The organism is Ruegeria sp. K3, from assembly GCF_056531845.1.
Genome location: NZ_JBQFMM010000009.1, coordinates 46015 through 57683, shown reverse-complemented (window position 1 = coordinate 57683; position 11669 = coordinate 46015). Strand labels below are relative to the sequence as shown.

The 11669-nt window shown below is 55.5% G+C and carries 16 protein-coding genes; 12 read left to right on the top strand and 4 right to left on the bottom strand.

Annotation, left to right across the window (positions count from 1 at the left end; genetic code table 11):
* From ACR0MP_RS15970 to ACR0MP_RS15920, 11 genes are all read left to right on the top strand, one after another.
* On the top strand, window positions 1-1257 hold the full coding sequence (locus ACR0MP_RS15970; protein WP_480887285.1) for a nitrous oxide reductase family maturation protein NosD: 1257 nt from the start codon (window positions 1-3) through the stop codon (window positions 1255-1257).
* Window positions 1247-2140, top strand: a complete 894-nt coding sequence (locus ACR0MP_RS15965) for an ABC transporter ATP-binding protein (protein ID WP_480887287.1) — start codon at window positions 1247-1249, stop codon at window positions 2138-2140. Before ACR0MP_RS15970 ends, ACR0MP_RS15965 begins: the two co-directional genes overlap by 11 nt.
* Window positions 2137-2958, top strand: coding sequence for an ABC transporter permease (locus ACR0MP_RS15960; RefSeq protein WP_170408066.1), 822 nt, complete (start codon window positions 2137-2139; stop codon window positions 2956-2958). The genes ACR0MP_RS15965 and ACR0MP_RS15960 overlap by 4 nt, the downstream gene beginning before the upstream one ends.
* Window positions 2955-3470, top strand: coding sequence for a nitrous oxide reductase accessory protein NosL (locus ACR0MP_RS15955; RefSeq protein WP_170408064.1), 516 nt, complete (start codon window positions 2955-2957; stop codon window positions 3468-3470). The genes ACR0MP_RS15960 and ACR0MP_RS15955 overlap by 4 nt, the downstream gene beginning before the upstream one ends.
* Window positions 3467-4363 carry an FAD:protein FMN transferase gene (locus ACR0MP_RS15950; protein ID WP_480887289.1) on the top strand — a complete coding sequence of 299 codons (897 nt, stop codon included), beginning with the start codon at window positions 3467-3469 and terminating at the stop codon, window positions 4361-4363. Before ACR0MP_RS15955 ends, ACR0MP_RS15950 begins: the two co-directional genes overlap by 4 nt.
* A 184-nt stretch (window positions 4364-4547) precedes the next feature.
* Window positions 4548-5741 (top strand): tyrosine-type recombinase/integrase, encoded by a 1194-nt coding sequence (locus ACR0MP_RS15945; protein ID WP_480887291.1) that lies wholly within the window; start codon window positions 4548-4550, stop codon window positions 5739-5741.
* Window positions 5738-6349, top strand: a complete 612-nt coding sequence (locus ACR0MP_RS15940) for a hypothetical protein (RefSeq protein ID WP_480887292.1) — start codon at window positions 5738-5740, stop codon at window positions 6347-6349. The genes ACR0MP_RS15945 and ACR0MP_RS15940 overlap by 4 nt, the downstream gene beginning before the upstream one ends.
* A 112-nt stretch (window positions 6350-6461) precedes the next feature.
* Window positions 6462-6635 (top strand): helix-turn-helix transcriptional regulator, encoded by a 174-nt coding sequence (locus ACR0MP_RS15935; protein ID WP_480887294.1) that lies wholly within the window; start codon window positions 6462-6464, stop codon window positions 6633-6635.
* A 104-nt stretch (window positions 6636-6739) separates the two neighbouring features.
* The gene (locus ACR0MP_RS15930; protein WP_480887296.1) at window positions 6740-7114 is read left to right on the top strand and encodes a hypothetical protein; all 375 of its coding nucleotides are present in this window, start codon (window positions 6740-6742) and stop codon (window positions 7112-7114) included.
* Between the two features lie 100 nt (window positions 7115-7214).
* On the top strand, window positions 7215-7466 hold the full coding sequence (locus ACR0MP_RS15925; RefSeq protein WP_480887298.1) for a hypothetical protein: 252 nt from the start codon (window positions 7215-7217) through the stop codon (window positions 7464-7466).
* A gap of 27 nt (window positions 7467-7493) precedes the next feature.
* Window positions 7494-7763 carry a hypothetical protein gene (locus tag ACR0MP_RS15920; protein WP_480537294.1) on the top strand — a complete coding sequence of 90 codons (270 nt, stop codon included), beginning with the start codon at window positions 7494-7496 and terminating at the stop codon, window positions 7761-7763.
* A 64-nt stretch (window positions 7764-7827) separates the two neighbouring features.
* Here the strand turns inward: ACR0MP_RS15920 and ACR0MP_RS15915 are convergent, their stop codons facing one another.
* The 4 genes from ACR0MP_RS15915 to ACR0MP_RS15900 all read right to left on the bottom strand — a co-directional run bounded on the left by ACR0MP_RS15915 (window position 7828) and on the right by ACR0MP_RS15900 (window position 10678).
* Window positions 7828-8355 carry a hypothetical protein gene (locus tag ACR0MP_RS15915; RefSeq protein ID WP_480887300.1) on the bottom strand — a complete coding sequence of 176 codons (528 nt, stop codon included), beginning with the start codon at window positions 8353-8355 and terminating at the stop codon, window positions 7828-7830.
* Window positions 8356-8484: 129 nt separating this feature from the next.
* Window positions 8485-8919, bottom strand: coding sequence for a CAP domain-containing protein (locus ACR0MP_RS15910; RefSeq protein ID WP_480887302.1), 435 nt, complete (start codon window positions 8917-8919; stop codon window positions 8485-8487).
* A gap of 755 nt (window positions 8920-9674) precedes the next feature.
* A complete protein-coding gene (locus tag ACR0MP_RS15905; RefSeq protein ID WP_170408044.1) occupies window positions 9675-10277 on the bottom strand; it encodes a hypothetical protein in 603 nt (200 codons plus the stop codon).
* Complete coding sequence (locus ACR0MP_RS15900; protein WP_480893826.1) at window positions 10274-10678, bottom strand: hypothetical protein; 405 nt, start codon at window positions 10676-10678, stop codon at window positions 10274-10276. Before ACR0MP_RS15900 ends, ACR0MP_RS15905 begins: the two co-directional genes overlap by 4 nt.
* Before the next feature lie 289 nt (window positions 10679-10967).
* Here ACR0MP_RS15900 and ACR0MP_RS15895 point away from each other — a divergent pair, with 289 nt between their 5' ends.
* On the top strand, window positions 10968-11507 hold the full coding sequence (locus ACR0MP_RS15895) for a GNAT family N-acetyltransferase (protein ID WP_170408040.1): 540 nt from the start codon (window positions 10968-10970) through the stop codon (window positions 11505-11507).
* The last annotated feature ends 162 nt before the right edge of the window (window positions 11508-11669 follow it).

The window sequence follows — 11669 nt, the reverse complement described above, 5'->3', positions numbered from 1 at the left end:
ATGCGTTGGTCCCTGCTCATACCGCTCCTGCTCGGCTCGCCCCTTTGGGCGGCGGATTGGGATGTGCCCAACCGGGCAGGGGCCATCAACGAGATACTGGCGCAGGCGGCGGATGGGGACACCCTCCGCCTGAGCCCCGGCGTTTACACAGAAACGCTGGTTCTGGACCGGCCCGTCACGATTGACGGGCTGGGACAGGCCACCATCGACGGACAAGGCGAAGGCAGCGTCATCACCGTGACCGGGCCGGGTGTGACGGTGCGCGGGCTGACGGTGATCGGATCGGGCTCGGACCATGACGGGATCGACAGCGGCATCCAGTTGACCAAGACGGCCCATGCGCCGGTGGTCGAAGACAATGTGCTGCTGGGCAATCTCTATGGCATCGACATCCATGGGGCCAAGGACAGTATCGTCCGGCGAAACCGGATTGAAGGGCGGCAAGACCAGCGCATGAACGAGCGTGGCAATGGCGTCTATGTCTGGAACGCGCCGGGTGCGGTGGTTGAGGACAACGATATCCGCTATGGCCGCGACGGAATCTTTGTAAACTCGTCGAAGAAGAACACCTTCACCGGCAACCTGTTTCGCGATCTGCGTTTTGCCGTGCATTACATGTATGCCGACAATTCGGTGGTCAGCGACAACGTCTCGATCGGCAATGATCTGGGCTACGCGGTGATGTTCACGACCAATGTGACCGTGGCCGATAACGTCTCGATCGGCGACCGCGAACATGGCGTCATGCTGAACTATGCCAACAAAAGCACCATCACCGGAAACGTAGTGAAAGGTGCCAAGGAAAAATGCACCTTCCTCTATAACTCGAACAAGAACGAGTTCACTGATAACTGGTTTGAGGGGTGCGGCATCGGCATCCACTTTACCGCTGGCAGCGAGCGCAACCGCATCGTTGGCAATTCATTCATCGGGAACCGGACGCAGGTGAAATATGTCTCGACCAAATGGGTCGAGTGGTCCGGGGACGGGCGCGGCAACTACTGGTCCGATTTCGCCGCTTATGATGTGGATGGCAACGGCATTGCCGATGCCCCCTATCGCCCCAATGACAGTATGGACCATGTGCTGTGGACCCAACCCTCAGCCAAATTGTTGCTCGGCTCCCCTGCCGTGCAGCTGGTGCGCTGGTCTCAATCGGCCTTCCCGGCGCTGTTGCCGGGGGGTGTGATTGACAGCAACCCATTGATGCAAGCCCCTGAACCCCCAGCTATGAAAAAGGTGCCTCATGACGGATAAGGCCCTGTCAATCGACCATGTTCTCAAGGACCGTGGAAAAAACCGCGTTCTTGACGATATCACCCTGTCTCTTGCCCCCGGTCAGCGCGTTGCGCTGTTGGGCCATAACGGTGCGGGCAAGTCGACGCTGATCAAATCTATCCTCGGCCTGACGCCGATCCATGGCGGAGCCATTCGGATCGGAGATGCCACCCCCGGCAGCGCGCAGGCGCGTCGCGAGACGGCCTATCTGCCCGAAGCGGTGTCGTTTCATCCCGCTTTGACAGGGCGCGAGCAGTTGACCCTGTTTGCGCAGCTTTCAGGTGCAAAGGCCGACGTGCTTGGCCTGTTGGAGCGCGTTGGTCTCAGCGACGCATTGGACCGCCGGATCGGTACCTATTCCAAAGGCATGCGGCAACGTCTGGGTCTGGCGCAGGTGCTGTTGGGTCAACCGAAAGTGGCTTTGCTGGATGAGCCGACAAGCGGGCTGGACCCGATCTCGCGGCAGGACCTTTATGCCATCATCGACGAGCTGGCTGCCCAAGGCACCGCCGTTCTAATCGCCAGCCATGCGCTGACCGAGGTCGAGGCCCGTACTGATCGCATCGCCATCATGCGCAAGGGCCGGATGGTCGCTGATGACACCCTGAACAATTTGTCGGCTCTGGCCGGTCTGCCGATCCGCCTGAAGGTGCGCGCCAGTGCCAATCCTGATGTGCTGGCCGCCGAACTGGGTGGCAACCGGATCAATTGTGCATCCGTTGAATTGCTCTGCGCACCCGAAGACAAGATGGAGGCGCTGCGCCGGATCGCCGGGTTGGGCGACGCGGTGGCGGATGTGGAAATGACCCCGCCCAAGCTGGAAGACCTCTATCGCCACTACGCACAGGAGGATTTGCAATGACCCGCTTCCTCGCCATCACCCGCACTGAAATGCTGATCCTGCGCCGCAACCGCTGGCTGCTGGTCGCCACGCTGATCATGGTTCTGTTCGCCTTGGCGCTGACCTTTGCGGGCAGCGCACCAACCGGCACGTTGGGAGTCGACATGCTGACCGTCTCGGTGGCCTCGATGACCACGCTTTCGGTCTATCTTGCACCGCTCTTGGCGCTGATGATCGCCTTTGACGCCATCGCGGGCGACGTGGATCGCGGCAGCCTGTCACTGCTGCTGTCTTACCCGGCCGGGCGCGGAGAAATCCTGTTGGGCAAGTTCACCGCCCATCTGGCCGCGCTGGCCTTTGCCATGACCATCGGTTTCGGCACCGCTGGCGCAGTGGCCGCCTTCTTTGGCGGCGCGGGTCCGGAAAGCCTGATGGCTCTGGTCCGCCTGATCCTCACATCTATCCTGCTGGGCGCTGTCTTTCTGGCGCTTGGATACTTGCTGTCCGCCCTGGCAAAGGGGGCCACGGCGGCGGCAGGTTTGTCGGCCGGGCTCTGGCTGGTTTTTGTCGTCCTCTATGATCTGGGCCTGTTGGGGGCCGTCGTCATGGACAAGGGCGGCACCTTCACCCAATCCGTCTTTCCGTGGGTGATGGTGGCCAACCCGGCCGACGCATTCCGTTTGTGGAACATCGCCGCAACCGAGGGCGTCGCGATAGCCTCGGGCATGACCGGGGCGGCGCAGGCCCTGCCGGTCTGGGCCGCGCCTGCCTCGCTGCTGATCTGGCCGGTGCTGGGCTTTGCCCTCGCGCGTCTCGCATTTCGGAGAGTTGAGCCATGAGATACCTTGCCCTGATCGCTCTGGTCGCGTTGACGGCCTGCAAAGAAGAGGTGGCCGAGGCCCCCGACCCGGTTGATCTCACCCCGGATGCGCTGAGTTATTTCTGCCAGATGAACATCGCGGAACATGGCGGGCCCAAAGGGCAGATCCATCTGGAAGGCTATCCCGCGCCTTTGTTTTTTGCGCAGGTGCGCGACATGCTGGCCTATCTGAAAAGCCCCGAACGCGATGCGAAGATTACCGCTGTTTATGTCAGTGACATGAGCGTCGCGCCCAGCTGGCGGCAACCGGGGATTTCCAACTGGATCGCCGCCGATGGTGCGACCTTTGTCGTCGGCGCCGATGTGGCCGGCGGCATGGGTGCGCGCGAAATCGTGCCCTTTGGCGACCCCGCCGCGGCAGAGGCGTTCATTGCCGAATATGGCGGCGTCGCCCTGCCACTGTCTGATATTCCCGATGCCGAAGTGCTGGGCCCCGTCGATTTGAACCTCGCGCTGGAGACGCCCGCATGACCATTCTGACCCGCCGCCGTTTCCTGGCCATCTCAGCCGCCTGCGCCGCCGTACCCGCTGCTGCTGGCAACGTCGCCCAATGGCGCGGTATCGCGCTGGGCGCACCCACCAGCCTGAGGCTGGAAGGCTCGACGGGCGCACAGGCCGCGCCGATCTTTGCTGCGGTCGAGGCAGAGCTGAATCGGCTGGAGGATATATTCAGCCTCTACCGGACGCACTCGCAGATCAGTCAGCTTAACCGGATCGGCCACCTGGTCACCCCGGCGCCTGAGCTGCTGGAGGTGCTGAGCCTGTGTTCCACGCTTCACGACGCTTCGGGCGGGGTGTTTGATCCGACGATCCAGCCTCTGTGGCTAGCGCTCGCCAGTGGCGCGGCGGGGTCGCAAGTGGAACACGCGCGCCAGACGATTGGTTGGGACAAGGTTCACGTAAGCGCCGGTGAGATCCGCCTGCCGCAACCCGGACGCTCGGCGATTACCCTGAACGGGATTGCTCAAGGTGCGATCACTGACCGGATTGCCGCTTTGATGCGATCCTTCGATCTGCGCGATGTGCTGGTGGATATGGGCGAGGTCGCCGCCCTTGGCCAGCGGAGCAATGGCGAGCCGTGGCGCGTCGGGCTGGCCAAGCCCGACGGTGCTGTCGCCAAACGGATCACACTGCAGGACCGCGCCGTCGCAACCTCGGCCCCCGAAGGCACCATGCTGCAGGGCGATCAGGGGCATATCCTGAACCCGAAAGGGTTGGGTGCGACCTATCAGGCTGTATCAATCTCAGCCCCGCAGGCAGCATTGGCAGACGGGCTCTCAACCGCCCTATGCCTGACCCCACGTGCCAAAACAAACGCGATGGTATCGCGGTTTCTGGGCGCGCGTATCGAGCTGAGTATCTGAGCGCGGGTAAGACTTTTCGCAAGAGGATGGTGCCTCAAGAGGGCATCTAATCCTTGTTTCAGGGTGTTTCACCATGCCCCAGAATTTCACTGAGTGATTGTTTTTCAGTGATTTAACTGTACCACTGTGTTCCACTATGCCCCACCGTATACTATATATAGAGGGTGGATAGAGAGGTGGATGAGTGTCACACCCTTTGAACAAGCTCAGCGCATCGACGCTAAAAGCGGTACCGCCGGGGAAATACTCCGACGGCGGCGGGCTGTGGTTCCATCGGCGTGAGGATGGCGGGGCTCAATGGTTTCTAAGAATCACAGTACATGGTCGCAGACGTGAAATGGGTCTTGGCTCCTTCCCAGACGTCTCGCTCAAAGAGGTGCGTCAGGAAGCCGAGAACTGGCGGGCTGTTGCGCGAAAAGGCACTGACCCAATCAAAGAGCGCGAGCGCCACAAGCGTGAGGAGGCTAGCAAACTACATCTTCTGAAGGATGTTGCCCTAGACGCCTTCGAAAGCCGAAAGGCGGAGTTGAAAGGCGACGGTAAAGCAGGGCGCTGGTTTTCACCTTTGGAACTTCATGTGTTGCCAAAACTTGGCAAAGTCCCTGTCGTGGAAATAGACCAGAAAGATATTCGGGACACGCTTGCTCCTATCTGGCACGACAAAGCGGACACGGCACGAAAGGCCATGAACCGGTTGTCTATCGTGATGCGCCACGCAGCAGCACTTGGTTTGGATGTGGATCTACAAGCGACGGATAAAGCCAAGGCCCTATTGGGTAAGCAGCGCCACAAATCTAAGAACATCCCTGCTATGCCTTGGAAGGATGTTCCTGCGTTCTATCAAAGTCTCGATGGCGGAACGACAACGGAGCTTGCTCTGCGTTTGCTGATACTCACCGCAGTTAGATCCTATCCGCTTCGTAACCTGCATCTGGATCAGATTGACGGCGATGTTTGGACCATCCCGGCAGCAGCGATGAAGGGCCGCAGAGATGCGACACAGGATTTCCGAGTGCCACTATCAGCAGAGGCCCTTGCGGTTATCGAGCAAGCCAAACCGATGGCGCGAGATGGTATACTGTTCCCAGGTGTCCGGCGCGGCGTGATATCGGACATGACGATGGGGTCGTACATGAAACGGAGTGAACTGGTTGAGCGTCCACATGGGTTCAGGTCATCGTTTCGGGATTGGGTGGCAGAGACGCAGAACGTGCCATTTGAGGTTGCCGAAACTTGTCTCGGGCATGTCGTCGGTGGGTCAGTGGAGCGTGCGTACAAAAGGACGGATTTCTTAGAACAGCGGAAGCATCTGATGGAGCGATGGTCTTTAATCCTCATCATGTCCAGTAGAGAAAAAGTGGTTCAGTTGACGTCATGAAAAGCACATCAGATGCCATTGATAGAGCCAAAGGGTTCTTCGTTCGAAGACCTGATGAACCACTAGTGACATCTGAGTTCGTGTTGTTGAGAGAAGTTATTCATGCGCTGGAAATCTTGTGGTCATACACTGATGAAGAATTGCAATACGGCATCGACAACACATCACAAATGACGGTCCTATCTGCACTTCGAGAGGGCGCGTTGATCGCACGGGTCTATCGCGAAGGTGCCGAGCCACGAGCATGCCCGATAATACCTCGTATCTCATGGCCTACAGAGAGCGATGATAAGTACAGCGACGTAAGCTCCAGTTACTGGATTAGTGACATCAGGTACGACCAGGACTGTCGTGGCTATGTTGGCGAACTTCCTTTCGTACCCCACCCAGAGGCAGTTTCGTGGCTGACATCACAATCCTCTGAACCAACACGTGTCGGTCGCCCAGATGTTTCCAGTAGTGCTGCGGACGCCTATTGGTTGCTCTATCCTCAGGGCCATTCTTCAGCAGGCAAAAGTTGGAAGGAAGCAAACAGGGCCGTCAACGAGAAACTCGGCAAGGCAGTTTCCTTGAGCACTCTCAAGAGGGGAGTTGGCGCAAAAAAATAGTCCAAAACCCCTATCCAAAAAGCTGAAACCATTCTGGCCTTTCTGGACATATTTCAATTTATTTTCAATCGCTTAATTCTCGGTGCACCACGAAGCAACACGGTGCACAGCTATGAAACTGCTTTCCTTCCCAGACCTGCAAGTCAAACTAGGTGGTCGCAGCCGGTCCAGCGTCTACCGCGATGTAGAACTAGGCCGCCTTCCTAAGCCAATAAAATTCGGTCTGCGCGTTTATTGGAACGAAGCCGATATCGACGCTGCAATCGAGAAACAGGTTGCTGCCTAAAAGAAACCCCCACCCGAGGCACGGGCAGAGGCGAATTCTTTTAGGTGGTACTGAGAGAATAGCCGAAAGCCCGATGTCTTTCAACAACAGAAGGACAATAAAAGATGGTTTTCAAACAGGACCAAACAATAGAAGCCGAGCTCCCTCCAGCAAACGCATTGCGCGTGTATCGCTGGGCAGACCTTCCCAACTTGACAGCCCCGGCGCTCTACAGGATCAATGATCCGGGTCAGGAACCGCGCGAAATCTATGCGTCCAAGCATAAGCGCCAAGTCCTTGAAGGCCTGATGCGGTCGCCTCTCTATGCGGCCAGCTACTGCCGCCTCTCGGACCAAGTGCTGCCGCTGCGGCGCGATGATGGCGTGAACATCGAATGCAAGATGTATCGGGGCGATGCAGACACCGGACGCCAGAAGTTCGGCATCTATTTCCTCGTCAGCAAGGTGGAACTGATCCAGGTGAACGAGGTGGCGGCATGAGAACCGTAGACCTCCAAGTCCGCACCATTCGCCGCAAGCACGGCCTCTCAGAAGCCGCTGCTCGCCTTGTCGCAACCCTATACTATGGGGAGGGCCGCTAATGGCCCTCATCACCCAGATCCCAAAGAACAGCCGCGAGGAATTTCGTGTCAGTCGGGATGACTTCCAGGGACATGACCTCATTGGTCGGATATATCCGCACGATGGTGAAAGCCAAAGCGAATTCGAGCTGCGTGTTTTTGCCATCAAAGCAGGTGGAAAGCTAATCGAAGACATGACCAAGGAAGAGCGGGAAGCAGCATTCGCTGCGGCGGACATCGAAATGGAAGGAAGCAGTCGTGACGATAAGTAAACACATCAGCAAACTGGAGCAGGACTCATGAGCGTAAAAAGCAGAATTTCCAAACTGGAAGCCAAAAAAGGCACGAAGAAAAAAACGGCTATGATTTACTTGCCGCGAAACATGAAGGATGAGGATGATGTACGCGAATGGGTCGAGCGTCTTACTTCCCACATCACCGAACCTTTCGAGGAGATGGTCATTAACGAGCTAAACACCAAAGAACCAAGACTTGCGTGGTTCGGGGATCTGGATGAATTGCTTGCGTACATCGCGGCCAACAGCAAACGGATTGGTGTGGATAGGTGACCCTGGGTCTACGACGCGTCTTGAAGGCTAAAAACGGGAACGGGTATCCGAAGATCCCGGCACACTAACTTCGTGTCGGGTTTTTTCTATTCCGGGCATCCATAAGTTCGTCTGTGAACCTGCTTGTCATTGCAACAAGAGTTTCTTCCGTGCCGCGAATGTCGTGCAGCGTCTTGGTCGACTCCTGAATTCTGTGTTGCAGATTGAACCTTGCACCAATCATCGACCCTAGAGCTTGCAGTTGTTCTTCCGTGAATTTCTTGACTTCTTTTCCATGCTTCTCGTACCTGTCTAATTCTCGATGGTATGAATCTCGCAAATCTGATCCAGCCATTCCCGCAAGTGAGAAAACTGCGTCTACTGTTGGCCTAAGTTCACAAACCAATTGCTGGCACCTTCTGGCCCGCGCAGATGCCTCTGCCGCCAACGCCACCGCCTCCAATCGCCATTCTTTGCGCCGAACGCCTGCTGTTTGAACTATCGCACTGAACGACACTATCAGCGCGAGACACGCAATGAGTATCGAAGCGTCATCGACACTAATCCCGGCGTTCTCCAATGTGGTTCTGAATAGGGACTGTTCATCAGCCATTATCAATCCTTCAAAAGGCCAAACTCAGGTACAATCACACTAAAGCTTAGATTACACTAGGGTGTGAATTGCTGACAGCGCGTCATAGCGGAGCGCTAAATTGCTGGTTGGCCGATTCTCAGCACAAGACTACCGACACGGGGCGGCTAGAACCATCACCCAGGTACTATCCGCCGCCTCGTACAGCGCAAACTCCTGGGCCTTGGATGACAGCATATTGGCACGATGCCCCCGTGACTGCGCCCAAGCCGACATCACAGCTTCCAGACCAATTTGACCTTTGGCAATGTTTTCCGCCACAAAACACCATTCGTAGCCTTCATTGCGCACTCGCTTACCCACGTCAGAGCCGTTAGAGCCGTTAGAGCCGGTATGCGAAAAGAAGCCCTTCTTCACCATGTCTTCAGCATGAGACTTGGCGGCTTTCTCCAACTTCCGACTATAGACTAACCCTTGAAGACCTTGGCTTTTTCGAAACGTGTTCAGTTCGTCAGTCGCCGTGGGGTTTGCAGCGAGTCGCGCGGGCAAAAGAAACGCCAGTATTAACAACAAACGCGTCAGCATTTTTCCACCAGGTTTTTCCTATAATGGTTCACACGGATCCATAGATAGCATGTTGATTTCCCACCGGTCTTGATGAAACAACAATATCGCACCAAGGATTCTATTTGCATAGAAAATAGCTTTGCTGGCTGGAGATACGACGCGCCGAACTCGTACCCCCTCATTGAAATCGTTAATCCCCATGATGGCGCGCCGCACAAATCATGTATATTGAATTCATGAATAATGTGTGGCGGCTTTATGAACTATTTCGGCTACGGGAATCCCCCAATTTCGGACAAGGCGCCAACGGGGTAGATTGGGTTTAACGGAACAACACTACCACTCCGGATACCCCCTCAAGAGAGAGGGGCTGGCTAAGACCCCCTCATCCAGCCCCTCACCACCTTCACTCTCAATCATTTGTGAGATGGTGGGTTCTTCCCCTTCTCCCGAACCGGGAGGCCTGCACAGTATAGCTCAAAATCCCCGCCATATTCAGCCCGCTATAAATGGGGGGTATTCGGCACGCCAATTGTCAGAACGCATCGATATCTGCGCTATCACTCCGGTATAGTCGGATGTCGGCTTTGAGCCCAAAGTACATAATGCTGCGTAGGGCTTGAATGGCGGATGTGCGCAGTTATTTGACGGCCTAACAATGGACCATCATCGCGATAGACGTTGCCGCAGCAAATCATCCCCTGAACCAGCATTCATCGACGGAACAAGCCGAAGTTACCGCATGCAGTTTGGTCCAAACACTTGGCCGGGACTTATTGAAGCTTGCGCCATTCCGAGCAGGTCAGTTGAATTGTCCACTGTGAATCGAACGGCGGACTATCCCATGGGGCCGCTGCGGGAGCGGTTTTGACAACAGGTTTTTTGCCTTGTTTGTCCACATACTGAAATTTGTGGTTCAGCTTGATTTCACCCTTGGGACAATAGGTTGCCCGCAGTACGGACTGGGCCAGTGAAATTGCTTGAGACTTATTCTGCGCCGCCGCGAAAGGTGCATAAAACTGCGTAGTATAGGTATCTTTCAAGCGTGCATGGAACTTTTTAGTAAAGAGGTTTTTACTGCCTTGCGTGCACAAGTTCTCTGTAACGGCAACAGTCACAGGAAGCGGGTCACCTGTTCCAGTGCGTGTAAACAAGCCCTTTGCCCCGCGTTTTGCGTATATCTTAACTTTGGAGATGCCGCCGCTATGACGAACAACGATATAGCGTCCGTTATTCGAGCTCGGTCCCGAAAAATTCGGCTCACCGGTCGCATGCTTTTTGTAATTAAAGACGGGTAGACGCTTCATGTTGGTACATGCAGTAGCTGCCGAATGGCTCATAAGAACAAGCGCCAACGCAGATAGGACAATTCTCATTTACAACTCACTTTTTTTGCGTGCGCCAATCCCTTCGGCAGGTCGCAGCGCTCTCTTACGTAGGGAAGGCTTCCAGACTTTAGGTTAAAAATATCGCCCTGCTGATACGCGGTGACGCGATACCCCAGAATTCCGGCATACTCGCAGTTCCACGACCCGCCGCGTTGTAGTGTTTGTGGATTGAAGGTGTTCGATCCGTAGCGATAGCAGACTTCATCTAACAGGGTCTTCCACTCACCAATTACTGATTTCCGATTACTTGGATACCAAAGATAAGCACGTCCGTCGGGGCTGAGATATTCGACCTGATAACCGTGGCCGGTGTCGAAGCTGGCATATGTGAAACCTGGCTTTGGAAAAGGCGTGATGACATCGCGCTGTGCTCTCAACTCATCAAACATTCTTTCTCGGGGTGTTCGACTGTCGCACGCCATTTGACCAACTGCGAGCAAAAAAATCAAAGTCAGCTTTTTCATTCGAAACGGGTAGTTTCGAACTGGGGCAAAAATTTGGCATTTCGCTCACGCGCCGCTTTACGAATATGATTCACCGACGGCCGCATTGGGCCGTCTTCAGTCTTTTTTTGGGTTGCGGTTAAATGGCAGCAATATCCTACGTAGCGGACACTCTTTCCTTTGTTAGCCTGGACGGAGGCCAAACCCAAGATAAACTGATCCACAGGAACCGACCATGGAAATCACAACTGAATACCATGATATAACTGATGACATCATCGCGATGTTTTTGGACGCATTCTCTGCATCGGAAGGACCCGAAGCTGGCGGGGTGATAGAGGCGTTGGTCGCCGAAATGCTATCTTCGCTGACCATTAACGACATGCGCGTGTTCTCAGTGGTCGAGAATGGGGACATCTTGGCCTGCATCATCTTCACACGGATGACATATCCGGAAGATGATCGAACGGTTTTCGTTCTCGCACCTGTCGGGGTCTCAACCGGTCAGCAGGGTAAAGGACTTGGGCAACGCCTGATTGGTCACGCGCTTCAAGCTCTAAGAGACAGTGGGGTGGATGTTGCTTTGACCTACGGTGACATCAACTTCTATTCGAAGGTGGGCTTCGCTCACATCACAGAAGCCGATGCTCAGCCGCCTTTGCCACTCCAGTATCCGGAGGGATGGCTTGGTCAATCCCTGTCTGCAGAGCAATTCAAACCACTCAAAGGCCCTTCTCGATGCGTTGGTCCACTTGATGATGCAAACCACTGGTAGTGCGTCAGTCGGTAAATGAAGGCTCCTGCTTAAGAGCTGGGGTGCCTTCTCTTTGAAGCAATTGAAAACCCGTAGGTTTCATTCACTGGCGGAAACGAAGGTTTCGCGCTGGAACATTTCCAAAAGTGGGCCTTTGAGCACGCGCAGCGCAACGGTGGTTTG